At 61.2% G+C, this 19801-nt stretch carries 17 protein-coding genes; 10 read left to right on the top strand and 7 right to left on the bottom strand.

The window, feature by feature from the left end:
• Window positions 1–295 precede the first annotated feature (295 nt).
• The 5 genes from NNA36_RS06145 (at window position 296) to NNA36_RS06165 (ending at window position 7202) form a co-directional block, all read left to right on the top strand.
• A complete protein-coding gene (locus NNA36_RS06145) occupies window positions 296–2116 on the top strand; it encodes an ABC transporter ATP-binding protein (protein ID WP_255105281.1) in 1821 nt (606 codons plus the stop codon).
• 184 nt (window positions 2117–2300) lie between these two features.
• On the top strand, window positions 2301–3464 hold the full coding sequence (argE, locus tag NNA36_RS06150; protein ID WP_255105283.1) for an acetylornithine deacetylase: 1164 nt from the start codon (window positions 2301–2303) through the stop codon (window positions 3462–3464).
• Window positions 3465–3472: 8 nt separating this feature from the next.
• Entirely contained in the window at window positions 3473–4816 is a 1344-nt protein-coding gene (locus tag NNA36_RS06155) for an FAD-binding oxidoreductase (protein ID WP_255105285.1), read from the top strand.
• Between the two features lie 24 nt (window positions 4817–4840).
• The gene (locus tag NNA36_RS06160) at window positions 4841–6019 is read left to right on the top strand and encodes a M20 aminoacylase family protein (protein ID WP_255105287.1); all 1179 of its coding nucleotides are present in this window, start codon (window positions 4841–4843) and stop codon (window positions 6017–6019) included.
• 19 nt (window positions 6020–6038) lie between these two features.
• On the top strand, window positions 6039–7202 hold the full coding sequence (locus NNA36_RS06165) for a M20 aminoacylase family protein (protein ID WP_255105289.1): 1164 nt from the start codon (window positions 6039–6041) through the stop codon (window positions 7200–7202).
• 50 nt (window positions 7203–7252) lie between these two features.
• Here NNA36_RS06165 and NNA36_RS06170 read toward each other — a convergent pair whose 3' ends face one another.
• Both NNA36_RS06170 and moaA read right to left on the bottom strand, forming a co-directional pair.
• Window positions 7253–8530 (bottom strand): 3-deoxy-D-manno-octulosonic acid transferase, encoded by a 1278-nt coding sequence (locus NNA36_RS06170; protein ID WP_255105291.1) that lies wholly within the window; start codon window positions 8528–8530, stop codon window positions 7253–7255.
• Complete coding sequence (gene moaA / locus NNA36_RS06175) at window positions 8530–9534, bottom strand: GTP 3',8-cyclase MoaA (protein WP_255105294.1); 1005 nt, start codon at window positions 9532–9534, stop codon at window positions 8530–8532. The genes NNA36_RS06170 and moaA overlap by 1 nt, the downstream gene beginning before the upstream one ends.
• Window positions 9535–9579: 45 nt before the next feature.
• Here moaA and NNA36_RS06180 point away from each other — a divergent pair, with 45 nt between their 5' ends.
• Entirely contained in the window at window positions 9580–10047 is a 468-nt protein-coding gene (locus NNA36_RS06180) for a hypothetical protein (protein ID WP_255105298.1), read from the top strand.
• 4 nt (window positions 10048–10051) lie between these two features.
• Here NNA36_RS06180 and NNA36_RS06185 read toward each other — a convergent pair whose 3' ends face one another.
• The 4 genes from NNA36_RS06185 to glmU are packed head-to-tail and all read right to left on the bottom strand — an operon-like array spanning window position 10052 to window position 14454.
• The gene (locus NNA36_RS06185; protein ID WP_255105301.1) at window positions 10052–10729 is read right to left on the bottom strand and encodes a DNA alkylation repair protein; all 678 of its coding nucleotides are present in this window, start codon (window positions 10727–10729) and stop codon (window positions 10052–10054) included.
• The gene (locus NNA36_RS06190) at window positions 10719–11276 is read right to left on the bottom strand and encodes a pyridoxamine 5'-phosphate oxidase family protein (RefSeq protein ID WP_255105304.1); all 558 of its coding nucleotides are present in this window, start codon (window positions 11274–11276) and stop codon (window positions 10719–10721) included. The genes NNA36_RS06185 and NNA36_RS06190 overlap by 11 nt, the downstream gene beginning before the upstream one ends.
• Complete coding sequence (gene glmS, locus NNA36_RS06195; protein ID WP_255105306.1) at window positions 11276–13099, bottom strand: glutamine--fructose-6-phosphate transaminase (isomerizing); 1824 nt, start codon at window positions 13097–13099, stop codon at window positions 11276–11278. Before glmS ends, NNA36_RS06190 begins: the two co-directional genes overlap by 1 nt.
• Window positions 13099–14454, bottom strand: coding sequence for a bifunctional UDP-N-acetylglucosamine diphosphorylase/glucosamine-1-phosphate N-acetyltransferase GlmU (gene glmU / locus NNA36_RS06200; RefSeq protein WP_255105308.1), 1356 nt, complete (start codon window positions 14452–14454; stop codon window positions 13099–13101). The genes glmS and glmU overlap by 1 nt, the downstream gene beginning before the upstream one ends.
• 135 nt (window positions 14455–14589) lie before the next feature.
• Between glmU and NNA36_RS06205 the strand changes: the two genes are divergently transcribed.
• A complete protein-coding gene (locus tag NNA36_RS06205; protein WP_255105310.1) occupies window positions 14590–15261 on the top strand; it encodes an HAD-IA family hydrolase in 672 nt (223 codons plus the stop codon).
• On the opposite strand, the gene NNA36_RS06210 is transcribed toward NNA36_RS06205, so the two are convergent.
• The gene (locus tag NNA36_RS06210) at window positions 15234–16544 is read right to left on the bottom strand and encodes an MmgE/PrpD family protein (protein ID WP_255105312.1); all 1311 of its coding nucleotides are present in this window, start codon (window positions 16542–16544) and stop codon (window positions 15234–15236) included. The genes NNA36_RS06205 and NNA36_RS06210 overlap by 28 nt on opposite strands.
• 154 nt (window positions 16545–16698) lie before the next feature.
• Here NNA36_RS06210 and NNA36_RS06215 point away from each other — a divergent pair, with 154 nt between their 5' ends.
• The 3 genes from NNA36_RS06215 (at window position 16699) to NNA36_RS06225 (ending at window position 19790) form a co-directional block, all read left to right on the top strand.
• Complete coding sequence (locus NNA36_RS06215) at window positions 16699–17892, top strand: DegT/DnrJ/EryC1/StrS aminotransferase family protein (protein WP_255105314.1); 1194 nt, start codon at window positions 16699–16701, stop codon at window positions 17890–17892.
• A gap of 184 nt (window positions 17893–18076) precedes the next feature.
• Complete coding sequence (locus NNA36_RS06220) at window positions 18077–19240, top strand: isovaleryl-CoA dehydrogenase (protein WP_255105316.1); 1164 nt, start codon at window positions 18077–18079, stop codon at window positions 19238–19240.
• Window positions 19241–19289: 49 nt separating this feature from the next.
• Window positions 19290–19790 (top strand): lysozyme inhibitor LprI family protein, encoded by a 501-nt coding sequence (locus NNA36_RS06225; protein WP_255105319.1) that lies wholly within the window; start codon window positions 19290–19292, stop codon window positions 19788–19790.
• Window positions 19791–19801: the final 11 nt, after the last annotated feature.

The following is a 19801-nucleotide window of genomic DNA, read 5'->3' on the forward strand; positions in this document are numbered from 1 at the left end:
GGTTCACTCCTTGTTGCGCACAAAATTGTGCTTATTGCGCGACGGCCTTGCCAGCCGTTCGCTTGTTGGTTGTCATGTGAGAAAACAGATGAGACGCCGTATAAAAACGGTTCTCAAAAATATATCCCCTCTCGACTGAGGGCATCACAGACCAAGGTGCGACAAATTGCAAGCCTTGCGTTTCGATTTACGCAGCGGCAACGGGAAAGAATTCTGCCTCCTGTTTGACAGTAGGGCGTTGCTGTCGTTAGCGTCACCATATTCTAGGGGTAGCTAAAAATGGGGTGAGCGATCCATGTTGGATAACGCCATCGCGTCAATCGAGAACCTGCGCGTCGAGTTCCAGACCAAGAGCGGTCCGGTGGTCGGGGTCGAGGATGTCTCGTTCAAGGTCAATTCGGGTGAAACGGTTTGTATCGTTGGCGAATCCGGGTCGGGAAAATCAGTTTCGAGCCTGTCGTTGATGCGGCTTGTGGAGTTCGGAGGCGGGGAAATCGCCGGCGGTCGCCTGTTGTTCGATCGCCGCGATGGTGGTGAGACGGATCTTGCCGGAACCGAGCAGGACTTGATGCGGACGATTCGCGGCAATGAAATCGGAATGATTTTTCAGGAGCCGATGACAGCATTGAATCCTGTGTTCACTGTTGGCCGGCAACTGACCGAAGGCCTGCGGTTGCACAAGAAGATGAGCAAAGACGCGGCCGAGGCGCGGGCGCTGGAACTGCTCAAGCAGGTGCGCATTCCCGAGCCGGAGCGCCGCATGAAGCAATATCCGCACGAATTGTCGGGCGGGATGCGTCAGCGCGTGGTAATTGCCATGGCGATGGCCTGCGAGCCGCGCCTGTTGATCGCGGACGAACCGACAACCGCGCTGGACGTGACGATCCAGGCGGAAATCCTTGCGCTGATGGACCGCCTGAAGCGCGAAACCGGGACGGCGGTGATGTTCATCACGCACGACATGGCGGTTGTGGCGCAGATGGCGGACCGCGTTGTTGTCATGTTCCGTGGCAACAAGGTGGAAGAGGGGACGGTCGAGGAAATCTTCGAGAACCCCAAGCACGACTATACCAAGGCGCTTTTGGCGGCGGTTCCCAAGCTGGGCGAAATGACGGGAACGGATTTGCCGCGTCCGATGAAACTTTTTGGTGTCGAGGGGCAGAACCTTGATCCGATCCCCGGTGTCGACGAACCCATTCTTGAAGTGAAAAACCTCGTGACGCGCTTTCCGGTTCAGGGCGGGCTGTTGCGCCGGACCGTGGCCAATGTGCATGCGGTCGAAGATGTATCCTTTACGGTGAACAAGGGGCAGACCCTGTCGCTCGTGGGCGAATCTGGCTGCGGCAAGTCGACAGCGGGCCGCTCTATCCTGCGTCTTGTGGAGCCGATGGCCGGGGAAGTCCTGTTTGACGACGTGGATGTGATGTCGCTGAACCAATCGCAGTTGCACAAGGTGCGCCGCGATATGCAGATGATCTTCCAGGATCCCTTTGCCTCGCTCAATCCGCAGATGCAGCTGATGGAGCAGGTGGCGGAACCGATGCGCAACTATGGCACCCATTCGGGAAGCGAGTTGCAGGATCGCGTGGCACATCTGTTTGACCGGGTAGAGCTGCCGCGCAGTTTCATGAAGCGCTATCCGCATGAATTGTCGGGTGGCCAACGCCAGCGGATTGCGATTGCACGTGCGCTTGCGCTGAACCCCAAGCTGATCGTGGCGGACGAAGCCGTTTCGGCGCTGGACGTGTCGGTTCAGGCGCAGGTTCTGAACTTGATGATGGAGTTGCAGGCAGAATTGAACCTGTCCTACCTGTTCATCAGTCACGACATGGCTGTCGTTGAGCGGGTGAGCCACTATGTCGGGGTGATGTATCTGGGGCGGATCGTGGAACTGGGGCCGCGGCGTGCGGTCTTTGAAAATCCGCAGCACGCTTATACGCAGGCCCTGATGAAGGCGGTTCCGATTGCCGACCCGCGTCAGCGCAAGTCCGAGAAGGACCTGAACTTCAAGCCGATCCCATCGCCGATCCACCCTATTGGTCACGAGCCGGGGCCGTCGGAGTATTTCGAGGTGACGCCGGGCCACAAGGTTCTGCGTTCGGACAGCGGGTACTGACATTTTCGGAGGAAGCGTGGCTGAGTGCTGTGCTTCCTCATTATTGTGCATCGACGTTGCGTCTGATCGATCCCGGCCAGAAGTGGGTTTGGGTGCATCGAATTTGGTGGGATACGGGTGATCTTTTGACATTTTCCCTTTGGTCAAAACGCTCTAGGCTCCCTTCGAATCCAGCGAGGGAAAAATGGGTGAGCGACTAACTCCTAGGGAGATTCTTGATAAGCTCGTGGGCTTTCCCACGGTCAGCCGTGACAGCAACCTGCCATTGATCGAGTGGGTGGATGACTATCTGAAGGGTCATGGCATCGAAGCGCATCGTCACTATGACGAAACCAATGAAAAGGCGGCGCTTTTTGCACATGTCGGTCCCTGGGAAGAGGGCGGCGTGGTGTTGTCAGGGCATACGGACGTGGTGCCGGTGGATGGTCAGCCCTGGGGCACCGATCCGTTCAGCGTTGTTGAAAAGGATGGCAAGCTTTTCGGGCGTGGCACCTGTGACATGAAGGGCTTTGACGCGCTGGCGATCTGGGCGCTTGTCGAAGGGCATTACAGTGACCTCAGGCGGCCGCTGCAACTGGCGTTGAGCTATGACGAGGAGATCGGCTGTCTTGGGGCGCCGCCGATGATCCGCGCGATGCAGCCGATTGTGCCCAAGGCCAGCGCGGTCATTGTCGGGGAGCCTTCGATGATGCAGGCGGTGACCGGGCACAAGGGCGGCTTTGGCTATCACCTGCATGTGCAGGGCTTCGAGGTGCATTCGTCGATCCTGCACACCGGGGTGAACGCGATCCTGTATGGGGCGAAGATCATCGAGTGGGTGAACGAGATGAATGCCGCCAATATGGCCGCCGAGCCGGGCGAGATTGCCGCGATGTTCGATCCGCCGTTCACCACATTGCATGTGGGCACGATCAAGGGCGGCACAGCGCATAACATCACTGCCAAGGATTGCTGGTTCGGTGTGGATTTCCGGGTGGTGCCCGGTGATGACGTTGAAGACTGGCGCAAGCGGTTCCTGGCCAAGGTGGCCGAGGTCGAAGCGATGATGCAGGCCGTGGTGCCGGAGACCAGGATTTCGCTGGAAGAACGGTTCCAGCTTCCGGGACTGGTGCCGGAAGAGAATGGCGAAGCGGAAAGCATCGTGCGCCGACTGACGGGGGACAACGCCAGCCATGTTGTCAGCTATGGCACGGAGGGCGGACAGTTCCAGGAAGGCGGCTACTCTGCCGTGATCTGCGGACCGGGTGACATTGCGCAGGCGCACCAGCCCAACGAATACCTGACCGTGGCACAGTTCGAGGCCGGGCAGGGGTTCATGGCACGATTGCTGGATTTGTTGCGAGGATGACGGGGCAGATGGCAGGCTTTCCGATTTCCTTGGGCAATGCGCCCGAGTTTGAAGGGGCGCTGCCAGAGGCGGCGGATGTCGTGATCATCGGTGCCGGCGTGATCGGTATCGCCAGCGCCTATTACCTTGCCAAGAAGGGGCTGAAACCGGTTGTCGTTGAAAAGGGCCGTGTTGCGGGGGAACAGTCTTCGCGCAACTGGGGCTGGATTCGGCAGCAGGGGCGTGACCTTGCCGAAATCCCAATCATGGTGGAGGCAAACCGTCTTTGGAAAGAGATCGCCGAGGCGGTGGACGAAGACATTGGTCTCAATATCTGTGGCCTGACCTATTTTGCCGAGACGCAAGAGGCGCTGGCGGTTTACGAGGACTGGCTGGAGCAGGCGCGCCCGCTTGGGGTGGACAGTGTGATCCTGTCGCCCGCCGAGATCGAAGCCAAGTTTCCCGGCATGACCAAGAGCTATGTCGGTGCGTTGCATACGCCCTCAGATATGCGGGCCGAACCGTTTCTGGCGGTGCCTGCGCTGGCGCGGGCGGCTGTTGCGGCGGGGGCGGTGATTGTCGAGGACTGCGCGGCGCGGGTGCTGGAACGGGAAAACGGCCGTGTCAGTGGCCTTGTGACCGAGAAGGGCTGCATTCGCACGCAGGAGGTGATCGTTGCAGGGGGGAGTTGGTCTTCGTTGTTCCTGCGCAACGAAGGGGTCAATATTCCCCAGCTTTCGGTGCGTGCGACGGTGGTGCAGACCGGCGAAGTTCCCGACATTCATCAGGGCGGTGCCAATGGGTCCAAACTGGCGTTCCGGCGGCGGGAGGATGGGGGCTATACGCTGGCGGCGTCAGGGTTTCATGAGACTTTTGTCGGGCCGGACTGTTTCCGGCATTTCCGCACCTACCTACCGCAGTTGATGGAAGCGCCGTTTTCACACAATTACCGCCCGATGTCGCCCAAGGGATACCCTGATGGCTGGGGGACCAGACGGCGGTGGCGTGGCGGGGACGTGACGCCGTTTGAGAAGATGCGCATCCTTGATCCGGCGCCGAATGCCCGCAAGGTCGAGGAAATCCGCGCGCGGTTTGAGGCGCTGTTTCCGGCGCTGGGCAAGGTCGAGGTTGAACGCAGCTGGGCAGGCATGATCGACGCGACACCCGACGTGGTGCCGGTGGTGGATCGTGCTCCGGTCGAGGGGTTGTCGATCTGTACCGGCATGTGCGGGCACGGGTTTGGGATTGGTCCGGCCTTTGGGCGGATCATGGCGGATATGGTGACCGGCGGCGACGTGGGGCATGACCTGCATCGCTTTCGGTTGTCCCGTTTTTCGGATGGCTCAAAGTTGATCCTTGGGCCGGATCTCTGATTTGCAGTTTTGAGGGGGTGTGCAATGGCTGTAAGAAATCGTTTGGCAGAAATGCATGAAGAAATCACCGGATGGCGGCGGCATCTGCATGCCAATCCTGAGCTGATGTATGACGTGCACGAGACCGCGGCCTTTGTCGAAAGGCGTCTGAAAGAGTTTGGTGTCGACGAGATTGTACCGGGTATTGGCCGCACCGGTGTGGTCGGTGTCATCAAGGGGCAGAGCGATGTCTCGGGGCGTGTGATCGGGCTTCGGGCCGATATGGACGCGCTGCCGATCGAAGAGGCGACGGGGCTGGACTATGCCTCGACCGTTCCGGGCAAGATGCATGCCTGCGGGCATGACGGGCATACGTCGATGCTTCTTGGTGCGGCCAAGTACCTTGCGGAGACCCGCAATTTCGACGGTACTGTCGTCCTTATCTTCCAGCCAGCCGAAGAAGGCGGCGCGGGGGGCAAGGCCATGTGTGACGATGGGATGATGGATCGTTGGGGGGTGCAGGAGGTTTATGGCCTGCACAACTATCCCGGTCTGCCGGTGGGCGAGTTTGCCATCCGGCCCGGACCGTTGATGGCGTCGGCGGATGAGTTCGAGATCGTGGTGACAGGGCGCGGAGGCCATGCGGCGGCCCCGCATGAGGCGATTGATACCACCCTCGTGGCGTCGCAGATCGTTGTGTCGCTGCAAAGCATCGTGGCGCGTACCGTTGATCCGGTAAAGCGGGTGGTGGTGACCGTGGGAACATTCAACACCGACAGCAACGCGTCGAACGTGATTGCCCACACGGTGCGGATGAAAGGCACGGTGCGCACGCTTGATCCCGAATATCGTCAGATCGCCGAAGAGCGTATCCGGGCTATTGCCGAACATACCGCCCTGGCCTATGGGGCGACGGCCAAGATGACCTGGACCGATGGATACCCCGTGACGGTGAATACCGAGGAGCACACGGGCTATGCCGCCGAGGCCGCGCGCGCGGTGGCCGGGGACAGCAAAGTCGATGACATGACCGCGCCGGTGATGCCGGCAGAGGATTTCTCGTTCATGCTTGAAGAGCGTCCGGGAGCCTATATCTTCCTTGGGAATGGCGACACGCAGATGTGCCACCATCCTCAATACGTATTTGATGACGACGCGATTCCGGTTGGGTGTAGCTGGTTCGCGGAGTTGGTTGAGCGGCGGATGCCGCTTACCAAGGACTGACCAGAAAAGGAGCGAACAGATGCCAGTCAAAAACCGTTTTGCCGAACTGCAGGCAGAGATTACCGAATGGCGGCGGGACATTCACGAGAACCCCGAGATCCTTTTCGAAACCCATCGCACCTCGGCTTTGGTGGCCGAGAAACTTGAGGCCTTTGGCTGTGACGAGGTGGTCACGGGCATCGGGCGCACCGGCGTTGTTGGTGTGATTAAGGGCAAGGAGACCGGATCGGGCAAGGTGATTGGTCTGCGGGCTGACATGGACGCCCTGCCGATCCACGAGCAGACGGGTTTGGGCTATGCCTCGAAGACGCCGGGCGCGATGCACGCCTGTGGCCACGACGGTCACACGGCGATGTTGCTTGGTGCGGCCAAGTACCTGTCGGAGACCCGCAACTTTGATGGCACCGTGGTCGTGATCTTCCAGCCCGCCGAAGAAGGTGGAGGTGGCGGCAAGGAAATGTGCGATGACGGCATGATGGACCGCTGGGGCATTCAGGAGGTCTATGGCATGCACAACTGGCCGGGCAAACCGGTTGGGTCCTTTGCCATCCGTCCGGGGGCGTTCTTTGCGGCGACCGATACCTTCGACATTGTGTTCGAAGGCAAGGGTGGCCACGCGGCGAAACCGCAGGAGACGGTGGACACGACCGTGATGACCGCGCAGGCGGTTCTGGCGCTTCAGACCGTAGCAAGCCGCAACGCCGATCCGGTGGACCAGATCGTTGTGTCGGTCACCTCTTTCGAGACCTCTTCGAATGCCTACAACGTGATCCCGCAGAAGACCCATCTGAAGGGCACCGTGCGCACCATGAGCCACGCGATGCGCGATCTTGCCGAAACCCGCATCAAGGAGATCTGCACTGGCATCGCCGCCACCTTTGGCGGTTCGGTCGCAGTGGATTACCATCGTGGCTATCCGGTGATGGTGAACACCGAAGAGCAGACCGAATTTGCCGCGGATGTGGCCCGCGCCGTTAGTGGCCAGTGTGATGACGCGCCGCTGGTGATGGGCGGTGAAGATTTTGCCTTCATGCTGGAAGAGCGCCCCGGCGCCTATATCCTTGTTGGCAATGGCGATACGGCGATGGTGCACCACCCCGAGTACAACTTCAACGACGACGCCATTCCGGCGGGGTGCAGCTGGTGGGCAGAGATTGTCGAGCAGCGGATGCCTGCCGCGTAAGCGTTTGAAATAAGAAAATTTTGAAGGGGTCGCGCCGCGAGGTGCGGCCCTTATTTCATGAGGTCAAGCAGATCGCGCAGGACGTCCTGGCGGATGTTCTGGGCAGAGGCCACATAGGCGCGGGCGTTGTCTGCGAGAGACGTCTGCTGGGGGTCCTTCAGAAGGCGGGCGACGGTCGTGCCGAGGGCCTGGGCGTCTGCGACCTCAAGACAGGCCGCGTGGTTTTTCATCTCGCCATAGGCAAGGCTGAAGTTGGCGTGTTGCGGGCCGTGCAGGATGGCGCAGTCGAAATGGGCGGGTTCGTAGGGGTTGTGCCCGCCGACGGGTGTGAAGGATCCGGCGATAAAGGTGATGGGCGCGAGGTGATACCACAGTCCGGTTTCGCCAAGCGTGTCGGCGAGGTAGATCTGGGTGTCCGGGCTTGGTGTTTCGCCCCGGCTGCGCCGTGCAATCGTCCAGCCTTCGGAACGCAACTGCGCCTCGATCTCGTTGCCCCGGTCCGGGTGGCGCGGGACAAGGATTTGCAGGGCGTCTGGGCATTGGGCGGTGACGGCGCGGTGCGCTTCGGTCACGAGAGACTCTTCCCCTGGATGGGTCGAGGACGCCACCCAGATGGGCCGCGTGCCGATCTGGGCTTTCAGCTTTGCCGCCTCGTCTGCGTCGAAGGGCAGGGGGGCGGAGGCGGCTTTCATGTCGCCAGTGGTGCACAGGGCGCTGCGTGGTGCGCCGAGGAGTTCGAGGGCCTGTTCGGTGCCGCGGACCTGACAGAGGATACAGTCGAAGCGGGTAAAGAGGGCGCGGGCGGTGGCGGAGAGTTTTTGCCATTGGGTCAGCGACTTGGCCGACAGGCGGGCGTTGATCAGGGCCAGCGGAATGTCCCGCGATTTGGCCTGAAGAATCTGGTTGGGCCAGATTTCGCTTTCGACAAAGACTGCGAGGTCCGGTTTCCAGTGGGACAGGAAACGGCGCACGGCCTGTGGCGTGTCGATCGGCGAGAACTGGTGCAGGGCGCCATCGGGCAGGCGCTTTTCGGCGAGGGCGGCGGCGGTTCCGGTTGTTGTCGTAACCAGAACCCGGTGGCCGGCCTCGGTGATTTCCCTGACGAGATCGAGGACCGACAGGAATTCACCGACGCTGACAGTGTGCATCCAGACCAAAGTGCCTTGGGGGCGCGGTTTGGAGGCATGGCCATTGCGTTCGCGCAGGCGATCCAGCGGGGCGTTGGTGGCGATGAAACGGCGACGTGCGGCGCGCATGGCCAAGGGCGCGGCAGCAAAGGTCAGCGCCTGATAGAGGCGCGTGACAAACGTCAGAGGGGCGGGAGGCATCAGCCGCCTGTGTGGCTCATGTGGCGCGACATCTGGCCATCGGCACGCTGGCGCGAATAGTCAAAGTCATGGCCCTTGGGCTTGAGCCGGATCGCGGCGCGGATCGCTTCTTCGAGAACCTCGGGGTCGGTTGAGCTGCGCAGCGGTTCGCGCAGGTCGTACATGTCTTCTTGCCCAAGGCACATGAACAATTGGCCGGTGCAGGTCAGGCGCACACGGTTGCAGCTTTCGCAGAAGTTATGCGTCAGCGGGGTGATGAAACCGATCTTCTGACCGGTTTCTTCCAGCCGCACATAGCGGGCCGGACCGCCGGTGCGTTCGGCAAGGTCGGTCAGCGTGTATTCTTCGCCCAGACGGGCGCGCAGATCCTTGAGCGACCAGTACTGGTCAAGACGGTCCTCGTTGCCAAGGTCGCCCATCGGCATGACCTCGATCCATGTGAGATCCATGTCGCGCTCGGCGCACCAGCGGGTGATCGGGATCATTTCGTCTTCGTTGAAGCCCTTGAGGGCGACGGCATTGATCTTGACGCGCAGCCCTGCCTTCTGGGCGGCGTCGATGCCGCGCAGGACCTGGGGCAGGCGGCCCCAGCGGGTGATCTCGGCGAATTTCTCCTCGACGATGGTATCGAGTGAGATGTTCACGCGGCGCACCCCGGCGGCATAGAGCTGATCTGCGTATTTTTCGAGCTGCGAGCCGTTGGTCGTGAGTGTGAGTTCCTTGAGCTTGCCGCTGTCGAGATGGCGGGTCATGCCCTGGAAGAACGTCATGATGTCACGACGTACCAGCGGTTCTCCGCCTGTAATGCGCAGTTTCTCAACACCAAGGTCGACAAAGGCGGAGCAGAGGCGGTCCAATTCCTCGAGCGTCAGGAGTTCCTTTTTGGGAAGGAAGGTCATGTTCTCCGACATGCAATAGACGCAGCGGAAATCGCAGCGGTCGGTGACGGAGACGCGCAGGTAATTGACAGCGCGCTGGAAGGGGTCGATCAAGGGTGCAGTCATAGCGTTATAGGTAGTGTGAGTTTGGTGGCGGGGCAAGGGCGGAAGATGATGGACAATTCTTGGAAGTTTGGAATTTGCGGGCTGGCATTGCTGGGGCTGATGGCGTGTGAAGGCGGGCTGTCGCAGGTGAAGATGCCGGACTGGCCTGTGCTGGACCGATTTGGCAAGAAGTCAGCCCCCGAGGAAACGACCGAAGTTGACCCCTTGGACGTGGACGGCGCAACAGGGGAAGATGCGGAAGTTGCCCCCATCAGCGCGATTGGCCCCAAAGGGGATTTGGGCAAGACCGTCGTGTCTCTGGGCACGGCGACCGAGCCGGGGCTGTGGCTGAAGACGCCACTGGCCAAGGTGCCGGGACCGGGGCGGGTGCGTTATGGCGGGCAGAGCGTGGAGGTGACGTTGATCCCGCTGGTCGGCGAAGACACCGCCGGTTCCCGCCTGTCGTTGCAAGCGATGCAGGCCTTGGGCATTCCGCTGACGGATCTGGCAGAAGTGTCAGTGTCCGGCAGTTAAGGCGCTATTTCAGATATTTGCCAGCCTCCTTGCGGGCAAAGGGCTTGAGGCGGTCGCCGTAAGTTTCGAGGAAGGCGCTGGCGCGGGGCACGTCATGTTTCGAGAGGTCGCGCACCCACCATGCGACGGCCTTTTGAATGAACCATTCCGGATCGTCGACATATGACGCGGCCCAACCGAGCACGCGGTCGCGGGCTTGGAGTTCGGCCGGTTTGGGAAAGTTCTGCTTGGCCCAGGGCAGGGTGATCACGAGGGCCGCGCGGCGTGTCCACATGTGATCCGACGTTGTCCATGCCTCGACGGCATCAAGGCGGGAGGGATCGGCGACAAGGCGTTTCTGGCCGGCCATGCAGACGTGATCGGCAATGGCCCAGCCGTCGAAATCGGGCACCCAGGTCTGGATCAGGTCCCAGGCGGCATCATCCGGACGGATGCGGGCCTGCGTCAGGAGTTTGGCCGCCGCAATGCGCGCTTCGAAGATGTCGGTTTTCCAGAGGTCAGCCGCGAGAGCGACGCGCTCATCCACCGTCAGGGTCTGACGCCAGGCTTTTGTCACGTCGTTCAGGGCCGGATTCGGGATGCCCAGAACCTCGCGGGTCTGCTTGTGATAGGCCGCCATCTGTTCAGCGCGGCCGGGCTCGATGTGGGATTTCAGCTCTGCAAGCGCGTCGTCACGTGTCATCGGAAGGCCCCAGAATGTCGGTTGGCAACCCGTCGATGGTGTGCTGGTTGCGCTCTTCCCAGTAGGTGCGAATGCCGTCTGCACCGCGATCCTCGGCCCATTTGGCAAGGGTATCGCGTTCGCCGACGTGGTCATAGAAGGGCACGGCATAGCCGCAGGATGTCTGCACCATGTCGACGGTCATGTCATAGATCTGGCGGGCGCTGACGATCTCGGGGAACATGGCGTTCAGCTCGTCAAACTCGGCATCGCGGCGGTGCAGGGTGCGGGCGCTGCCATAGGCGCGCAGGATCATCGGGCGCTTTTCGAAGCCGCACCACATGAGGGTCATGCGGTTGGCAAGCTTGAGGTGGCCGGCGGTTTCATTGCCGCTGCCGGTGAGATTGCGCCAGATGATGCGGTTTTCCCCCAGCACCCGCAGGCTGTCCATGCCCTTGGGCGAGATGTTGACGCGGCCCGTGGGGGCGGCGCTGCCGACAAAGAACATGTGCTGCGCTTCGATGAAGGCGCGGTGCGGGGCTTCGATGCTGGGGAACTGTTTGGCCATTATTCCACCGTCACGGATTTGGCGAGGTTGCGTGGCTGGTCAACGTCGGTGCCTTTGGCAACGGCGGTGTGATAGGCCAGAAGCTGCGCCGGGATCGCGTAGAGGATGGGCGAGAGGATCGGGTCGACCTCGGGCAGGGTGACAACCTCCCAGGCCCCTTCGGCCCCTTCGTCTGCACCGGGGGTATCGGTGATCAGGAGCACCTTGCCGTTGCGGGCCATGACTTCCTGCATGTTGCTGACGGTCTTGTCGAACAGGGCGTCACGGGGGGCGAGAACCACCACGGGAACATGTTTGTCGATCAGGGCGATGGGGCCGTGTTTCAACTCGCCGCTGGCATAAGCTTCGGCGTGGATGTAGCTGATTTCCTTGAGTTTCAGCGCACCTTCAAGGGCCAGCGGATACATCAGACCGCGACCCAGGAACAGAATGTCGCGCGCCTCGGCGAGCTTGCGGGCAGCTGATTGCAGCTTGCCTTCGCGTTCGAGCGTGGCGTTCAGGATGCCCGGCAGGGTGCGCAGGGCCGAGAGTTTGTCCTGAATGTCCTCTGCCGACATGACGCCCCGGTCGGATGCGGCCTTGAGGGCAAGCATCAAAAGCACCGTCAGCTGGCAGGTGAAGGCCTTGGTCGAGGCGACGCCAATCTCGGTGCCGGCAAGAATGGGCAGGGCGAGATCGCTTTCGCGGGCGATCGAGCTTTCGGGAACATTGACGACCGAGACGATCTTGTCGGCCTTGCCGTCGCAGTAGCGCAGGGCGGCGAGTGTGTCGGCGGTTTCGCCGGACTGGCTCACGAAAAGGGCGAGGGTGCCCTCGGTGATCGGCGGTTCACGGTAGCGGAATTCAGAGGCGATATCGACCTCGACAGGCAGCTGCGCGACCTGTTCGAACCAGTATTTCGCGGTCAGGCAGGCATAGTAGGCGGTGCCACATGCCACCATTGTCAGGCGGTTCACCTTGGTGAAATCAATGCCATCGCCGGGCAGGACGACCTTGGCACCATCGCCGGACAGGTAGTGGCGCACGGCCTCGCCGATGACGGTGGGCTGTTCGGCGATTTCCTTGGCCATGAAATGCTTGTGGCCGCCCTTGTCGACGCGGGCCTGATCAATGCGGATGGTGCGCATCTCGCGGTTGGCAATCTCGCCGGCCTCATTGCGTATTTCAAGCGATGTGCGGGTGAGAACGGCGCTGTCGCCTTCCTCGAGATAGGTGATCCGGTCGGTCAGCGGGGCCAGCGCGATTGCGTCGGAGCCGACGAACATCTCTCCGTCCCCGTGGCCGATGGCGAGAGGAGAGCCCTTGCGCGCGGCAACGATCAGATCTTCCTCGCCCTCAAAGAGGAAAGCGAGGGCAAAGGCCCCCTCAAGGCGGGCAAGGGTTGCGCGGGCGGCGTCGACGGGCGACAAGCCCTGTTCGATGTGGTGCTGCGTCAGCAGGGCGACGGTTTCGGTATCGGTCTCGGTGGCAAAGTCGATGCCTGCTTCGGACAGTTCGGCCCGCAATTCGCGGAAATTTTCAATGATCCCGTTGTGCACCACGGCAACGGGGCCGGCGCGGTGGGGGTGGGCGTTGTCAACCGAGGGCGCACCGTGGGTGGCCCAGCGTGTATGGCCGATGCCGGCCTTGCCGCGCAGGGGATCATGCACCAGCAGGTCGGAGAGGTTGACCAGTTTGCCAACGGCACGGCGACGGGCGAGATCGCCTTCGTAAACGGTGGCGATCCCGGCGCTGTCATAGCCGCGATATTCGAGGCGTTTCAGGGCTTCAACAAGGATTGGGGCCGCTTCGTGGTTTCCGAGAACCCCTACAATACCGCACATTATTTGGCCTCCTTGTCGCGTTTGGCTTTCTTAGACTTTAACAATTCGAATAATTTTCGCGCCAGCCCCGGTTTGTTGACCTGTTCGGCGCGGGCAAGGGCCAGGGCCTCGGACGGCACGTCCTTGGTGATTACCGAACCGCTTGCCGTCATCGCGCCATCTCCCACGGTGACCGGAGCGACGAGCATGGTGTTAGAGCCGATGAAGGCATTGGCGCCGATGGTTGTCTTGTGCTTCATGACGCCGTCATAGTTGCAGGTGATGGTGCCTGCGCCGATGTTGGTCGCCGCGCCGACAGAGGCATCGCCGATATAGGTGAGGTGGTTGACCTTGGCGCCGGCATCCAGCGTGGCATTCTTGATTTCGACGAAGTTGCCGATCCGCGCGTCTTCTGCCAACTCGGCACCCGGGCGCAGGCGGGCGTAGGGGCCGACAATGCTGCCGCGGGACACGTGGCACCCTTCGAGGTGCGAAAAGGCGCGGATGTGGGCGCCGCTTTCGATGGTCACGCCGGGGCCGAAATAGACGTTGGGTTCGATCACCGTGTCACGCCCGATCACCGTATCGTAGGACAGCATGACGGTGTCCGGCTGTTGCAGGGTGACCCCCATTTCCATCAGCTCGGTGCGGGCGCGAGACTGGAAAACCGCCTCGGCCTGCGCGAGGTGCAGGCGCGAGTTGATGCCGAGGGTTTCGGCCTCGTCGCAGGCAACAGCCGTCACCGAAAGGCCGCGTTCGCGGGCAATTCCGACGATGTCGGTCAGGTAGTATTCGTCCTGTGCGTTGTTGGCTTCGACCGCGTCGATCATCGAAAAGAGCGTGCTTTTCTCAACCAGCATTACGCCACTATTACAGAATGTTATGGCGCGTTGCTCATCTGTCGCATCAGCGAATTCGACGATCGCTTCGAGGCTGTCACCCTGCATCACGAGACGCCCGTATTTGCCGGGGTCTGCCGCTTCAAAACCAAGAACGACAACCGCGTTGTCCTGACGGGCGGCGGCCATGCGCTCGAGGGTTTCGGGCTGTACGAAAGGCGTATCGCCGAAGAGGACAATCACGTCGCCTTCGAAGTCTTCAAGTGCCGCGCGTGCGGCGTCGACGGCGTGGGCGGTGCCCTTTTGCTCTTCCTGAAGGACGACCGTCGCCTCCGGGTCATATGCCTCGACACTTGCCTTGACCGCGTCGAACCCGTGGCCCGCGACGATGATAGTGCGGGCGGGGTCGAGAACCGCGCCGGACTGCATCGCATGGACGAGCATCGGCGCGTTGGCGATCTGGTGGAGGACCTTGGGTTGGTCCGAGTTCATCCGGGTGCCTTTGCCTGCGGCAAGGATGACGAGGGCAATGCTCATGTGTTTTCTCTTTGAATTTGTGTTGTGCCCGTTTTATCCGTTCACGGTATCGACGCAAGGCCGAGGCCCATCAAAAGGCATTACGGCGTGTAACAGCGTTGGGCGGAAACATGCCATTTCGAGGGGTAAGGGCAGATGCGAACAGTGGTCTTTGATCTGGATGGCACCTTGGCCGATACAAGCGGTGATCTTCTTGCCGCTGCCAATGCCTGCTTTCGCGATATGGGCGAGGGCGATGTTCTGAGTGTCGAGACCGACGCGGGCACGGCGCTGCGGGGGGGCAAAGCAATGTTATCCCTCGGCCTGACACGGATTGGCCGGATGGATCAGGCAACGGTCGAGAAATACTATCCGGTGCTGCTGGAGGCTTATGGCGCGGCGATTGATACGCATACCGTCATGTACCCCGGTGCGATGGAGGCCGTGGCCGTGTTGAGCGACATGGGCTATGGCGTCGGGATCTGCACCAACAAGCCCGAACGCCTTGCCGAGCAGTTGATGGCATCGCTTGGGGTGCGGGATGCGTTTGGCGCTTTGATCGGGGCCGACACGCTGCCGGTGCGCAAGCCTGATCCCCTGCCGCTTACGGAAACCGCGCGGCGGCTTGGGGGTGATCCGGCGCAGACCGTTCTGATCGGGGACAGCGTGACCGACCGCGAAACCGCGCGAAACGCCGGTGTGCCGTCTGTTCTGGTGACTTTTGGCCCCAGCGGCGAGGATATGGCGGCGCTGGAGCCGGAAGCCCTGTTGCAGGACTATGCCGACCTTCCCGCGCTGGTTCAGGCCTTGATTGGCGTGAATAGCTGATCTGTCAGGGGTGCCAGGCCGGTTTCGGCCAGCCCCATGATCGCCGTTTCCAATGCGCGGGCGCGATCCTTTCCAAAAACCGGTTCTGTTAGGCCGTGGAACTTATCGCTGAGGTCCTGAGGCGTGGGCGGATTGGTGTGATCCCAGCGCGGTTCGTTCCAGTCGCCTTCGTGGCGGGTGCCGTCTTTCAGGACCAGCGCCACGCGGGCAAGGCGTTTGGCGGGGAAGTGTTCGTTGGCGTGGTCGGACTCCTGCATGTCCATTGCATCCGACAGGCGCAGGATTTCCGGATCAAACAGGGCGTCGCCCTCAAGGTGTTCCGGGCGCACGGTGCCGTGGACGGCGGCGACCGCGGTGGGGAAGGACGTTGAGTATTGCGCCTCATCACCGCTTTGCGGGCGTTTCATGGCAAGGCGCACGGATTCGTGGAAGGTGTGGACTTCGATTTTGGCAATCTGGTCGGCGGTGACGTCATGCGCCTTTTGCAGGGCCATGGTGCCTTCCATCGGGGCCTGGGCCCAGCGGCAGACGGGGTAGGGTTTGTAGTATTGCTCAAGGCAGTACCAGCGGGTGCCGAGGTCGGTCCAATACTCGGATGCGTCCTCGACAGTGATGGCCGGCGCGCCGGTGAAACCCTTGGCGGCAAGGCGTGCAGCAGAGATGCCGCACATTGATCCCCAGCCGGCCCCATCCTTGACCATTGTCGGAAAGTCGATGCAGCGCATCATTTGGCTGCGCGGGCCGTGGTATTCGGCGATGCCAAGGGCGTGGCGGGTGGTTTCGCGGTCCAGCCCCATGAGGCGGGAGACGGCTGCTGCTGCGGCGACAGCCCCCCAGCTGCCCGAGGTGTGGTAATCGGGGGCGGTGGCGTGCTGGGCCATGGAAGTACGGGCGCCGATCTCGTAACCGACCACGATGGCTTCGAGAAGTTGTTTGCCGGATGCGCCAACTTCATGCGCCGCAGCGATAGCGGCGGGGATCATGGGGGCGGCGATGTGGCCCTTGGCCGGGTTGAAGCCGTCGTGACCATCAACCGAGTCGATGGTCATGCCTGCGGCCAGCGCAAAGCCGAGCGGGCTGCTCGTGCGGCCGTCGAACATCAGGGGGATTGTGCCGCCGAAATCTTCGTGAGCGTGGGTGCAGATGATGGCAGAGGTCTGGGTCTGGCTGCCGGCAACCCCGACGCCCAGAACATCAAGGAGGTTCAGGTGGGTCTGGGTGCGCACCTTTTGCGGCAGGTCTTCCCAAGTCAGCGTGTGAATGAAGTCAATTTGGTCAGCCATCGTTTTCTCCCTCTCATAAGGGGAAGCGTAGCAGCCCATCGTGAGTCCAGAAGTCTGTTCGCGACATGCAGATGTGGTTTTCAAGGCGGTTTTCGCCGATCTTGCGGTGGAATGGACGTTGACGGCGTGCGGGAAGGGCGACAATGCTGCGTCCATGACTGAGATATTCGAAGGCAATTTCACCCAGCAGGAACCGATCCCGGACGAGGCGATCGAGGCGGCGCTGCGCGTGATGCAGAGCGGACGTTTGCACCGCTACAACGTGGGGCCGGGCGAAGATGGCGAAGTGGCGCTGCTCGAGCAGGAGTTCGCGGAGCAGATGGGCGCGAAATACTGTCTTGCGGTGGCGTCTGGCGGGTATGCCATGGCCACGGCCCTGCGGGCATTGGGTGTGAAACCCGGAGACCGGGTGTTGACCAATGCCTTTACCCTTGCGCCGGTGCCGGGGGCGATTGCCAGTGTTGGTGCGGTGCCGGTGTTCGTTGGGGTGACCGAGGCGCTGGTGATTGATCTTGATGATCTTGAGGCCAAGGCAGGGCAGGCGGATGTTCTGATGCTCAGCCACATGCGAGGGCATCTGTGCGACATGGATCGCCTGATGGAGATTTGCGACAGCCACGGCATCAAGGTGGTCGAGGATTGCGCACATACGATGGGCGCCAAGTGGCGCGAGACCCTTTCGGGGCGTTACGGTGTCTTTGCCTGTTATTCCACCCAGACTTACAAGCACGCCAATTCGGGCGAGGGCGGTTTGCTGATCTCGGATGACGACCTGCTTATGGCGCGGGCGATCATGCTGTCGGGCTCTTACATGCTGTATGAACGTCACCTTGCGCGGCCGCCGGTCGAAGTGTTCGAGCAGGTGAAATACGTGACGCCCAATGTCTCGGGGCGGATGGATCATCTCAGGGCCGCCATTCTGCGCCCGCAGTTGCGTGATCTGGGCACGCAGGTTGAACGCTGGAACGCACGGTACCGCGTTGTTGAGGAAGGGCTGCGCGATACGCCGGGCCTTACGGTTGTCGAGCGTCCGGAAGAAGAGACCTATGTCGGGTCTTCCATCCAGTTCCTTTTGCTCGACTGGAGTGAAGAGAAGATCGCCGAGGTAGTGAAACGCTGTGCGGCACGGGGTGTCGAGGTCAAATGGTTTGGTGGCTCTGAGCCTGTCGCCTTTACCTCGCGCTATGACAGCTGGCGTTACGCGCCTTCCGAACGGATGCCGGAGAGTGATCGCGTTTTGGGCGGGATCATGGACATGCGCATTCCGTTGACGTTCAGCCTTGAGGATTGCGCGCAGATCGCGCGGATTATCCGGTCAGAGGTGGCGGCTGTTTTCCAGGGCGCCTAACGGGCGTTTCGCAATCGGTTTCATTGAATGGTGTCTGTTGGACCGGTCCGCTTTGGCGGGCCGGTCTTTCGCATTCTGCGTGACCCAACGTCGTAGTTATACGGGAGTCGGAATATTTCTTGAACGGAATCGGCTTGTCGCGTAGTTATATGAACAAGCGTTCAATAATGGGAGACTTTGAGCGATGTTCATGCACACAATGAATTTTGATCTGGGTGAAGACGTCAACGCGATGCGCGAGATGGTGCATCGCTTCGCCCAGGAGCGGATCAAGCCGATGGCCGCGGACGTCGATTTGAAAAACGAATTCCCCAACGAGCTTTGGAAAGAGTTTGGCGAGCTTGGTCTTCTGGGTGTCACGGTGCCCGAGGAATACGGTGGGGCGGGCATGTCCTATCTTGCGCACGTCATCGTGGTCGAAGAGATCGCCCGTGCCTCGGCCTCGGTTTCGCTGAGCTATGGTGCGCATTCGAACCTCTGCGTGAACCAGATCAAGCTGAACGGCAACGAAGAACAGAAGCAGAAGTATCTCCCACGTCTTCTGTCGGGTGACCATGTTGGCGCGCTGGCCATGTCGGAGCCGTCGGCAGGATCGGACGTGGTGTCGATGAAGCTGCGTGCGGAAAAGCGCAATGACCGCTTTGTCCTGAACGGCAACAAGTACTGGATTACCAATGGTCCGGATGCGGATACCCTCGTCGTCTATGCCAAGACAGATCCGGATGCGGGCCCCAAGGGCATCACCGCCTTCCTGATCGAAAAGGAAATGAAGGGTTTCTCGACCTCGCCGCACTTTGACAAGCTGGGGATGCGCGGCTCGAACACCGCCGAGTTGATCTTTGAAGACGTGGAAGTGCCGTTCGAGAACATCCTTGGCGAAGAAGGCAAGGGTGTGAAGGTTCTGATGTCGGGCCTTGACTATGAGCGTGTGGTTCTTGCCGGGATCGGCACCGGGATCATGGCGGCCTGCCTTGACGAGGTGATGCCCTACATGGTCGAGCGCAAGCAGTTTGGTCAGCCGATCGGTAACTTCCAGCTGATGCAGGGCAAGATCGCCGACATGTACACCAAGATGAACTCGTCCCGCGCCTATGTTTACGAGGCGGCCAAGGCCTGTGACCGTGGTGAGATCACCCGTCAGGATGCCGCTGCCTGCTGTCTCTATGCCTCAGAGGAAGCGATGGTTGTTGCGCACCAGGCCGTTCAGGCCTTTGGCGGTGCCGGTTACCTTTCGGACAACCCGGTGGGCCGTATCTTCCGCGATGCCAAGCTGATGGAAATCGGCGCGGGGACGTCGGAAATCCGCCGGATGCTGATCGGTCGCGAACTGATGGCGAAACAGGCGTGATCTGGTGGCGGGGAGACCCCGCCATCAAGACACTTGCGGAGGCCTAGCGATGAGACTAAAAGCACTGATTTTTCTGCCGTTTATGGCGATGCCTGCCATGGCGCAGGAGATGGTGTTCTCGGCTGCGGCGACGGAAAGCTGTCTTGCCGCACTTGATGAGACGGGTGACCCCAAAAGCTGTATCGGGTCGTCGGCCAATGCCTGCATGGAGGCCACGCCCGGCGGGTGGTCGACCGTGGGTATGGGGGGCTGTCTCGAACAGGAGCGCCTCTATTGGGACGCGCGTCTGAATGCGGCCTACGGGGCGGTTCGTGCTGGTGCCAAGAGCGTGGATGCGGAGATGCGCGAAATCGGGGCGAGCGCCCCGTCGCAGGCCGAGGCGTTGCTGGCGATGCAGCGGGCCTGGATCGCCTACCGCGATGCCTCCTGCGATTATGAACGCTCTCTCTGGGGCGGGGGGACTGGCGGTGGCCCGGCAACCGTGTCCTGCCAAATGTACCTGACCGGCGAGCAGGCGCTTTACCTAGAAGCGCAGCTTGTTGTGAACTGAATTCGAAGGAT

The sequence above is a fragment of the Shimia sp. CNT1-13L.2 genome, assembly GCF_024331145.1.
Classification (GTDB): Bacteria; Pseudomonadota; Alphaproteobacteria; order Rhodobacterales; family Rhodobacteraceae; genus Shimia.

What these genes read in the sequence shown, in the direction of transcription:
- NNA36_RS06145 (WP_255105281.1), top strand. Translation starts at nt 296, where the DNA reads ATGTTGGATAACGCCATCGCGTCAATCGAGAACCTGCGCGTCGAGTTC.
- argE (WP_255105283.1), top strand. Translation starts at nt 2,301, where the DNA reads ATGGGTGAGCGACTAACTCCTAGGGAGATTCTTGATAAGCTCGTGGGC.
- NNA36_RS06155 (WP_255105285.1), top strand. Translation starts at nt 3,473, where the DNA reads ATGGCAGGCTTTCCGATTTCCTTGGGCAATGCGCCCGAGTTTGAAGGG.
- NNA36_RS06160 (WP_255105287.1), top strand. Translation starts at nt 4,841, where the DNA reads ATGGCTGTAAGAAATCGTTTGGCAGAAATGCATGAAGAAATCACCGGA.
- NNA36_RS06165 (WP_255105289.1), top strand. Translation starts at nt 6,039, where the DNA reads ATGCCAGTCAAAAACCGTTTTGCCGAACTGCAGGCAGAGATTACCGAA.
- NNA36_RS06170 (WP_255105291.1), bottom strand. Translation starts at nt 8,530, where the DNA reads ATGCCTCCCGCCCCTCTGACGTTTGTCACGCGCCTCTATCAGGCGCTG.
- moaA (WP_255105294.1), bottom strand. Translation starts at nt 9,534, where the DNA reads ATGACTGCACCCTTGATCGACCCCTTCCAGCGCGCTGTCAATTACCTG.
- NNA36_RS06180 (WP_255105298.1), top strand. Translation starts at nt 9,580, where the DNA reads ATGATGGACAATTCTTGGAAGTTTGGAATTTGCGGGCTGGCATTGCTG.
- NNA36_RS06185 (WP_255105301.1), bottom strand. Translation starts at nt 10,729, where the DNA reads ATGACACGTGACGACGCGCTTGCAGAGCTGAAATCCCACATCGAGCCC.
- NNA36_RS06190 (WP_255105304.1), bottom strand. Translation starts at nt 11,276, where the DNA reads ATGGCCAAACAGTTCCCCAGCATCGAAGCCCCGCACCGCGCCTTCATC.
- glmS (WP_255105306.1), bottom strand. Translation starts at nt 13,099, where the DNA reads ATGTGCGGTATTGTAGGGGTTCTCGGAAACCACGAAGCGGCCCCAATC.
- glmU (WP_255105308.1), bottom strand. Translation starts at nt 14,454, where the DNA reads ATGAGCATTGCCCTCGTCATCCTTGCCGCAGGCAAAGGCACCCGGATG.
- NNA36_RS06205 (WP_255105310.1), top strand. Translation starts at nt 14,590, where the DNA reads ATGCGAACAGTGGTCTTTGATCTGGATGGCACCTTGGCCGATACAAGC.
- NNA36_RS06210 (WP_255105312.1), bottom strand. Translation starts at nt 16,544, where the DNA reads ATGGCTGACCAAATTGACTTCATTCACACGCTGACTTGGGAAGACCTG.
- NNA36_RS06215 (WP_255105314.1), top strand. Translation starts at nt 16,699, where the DNA reads ATGACTGAGATATTCGAAGGCAATTTCACCCAGCAGGAACCGATCCCG.
- NNA36_RS06220 (WP_255105316.1), top strand. Translation starts at nt 18,077, where the DNA reads ATGTTCATGCACACAATGAATTTTGATCTGGGTGAAGACGTCAACGCG.
- NNA36_RS06225 (WP_255105319.1), top strand. Translation starts at nt 19,290, where the DNA reads ATGAGACTAAAAGCACTGATTTTTCTGCCGTTTATGGCGATGCCTGCC.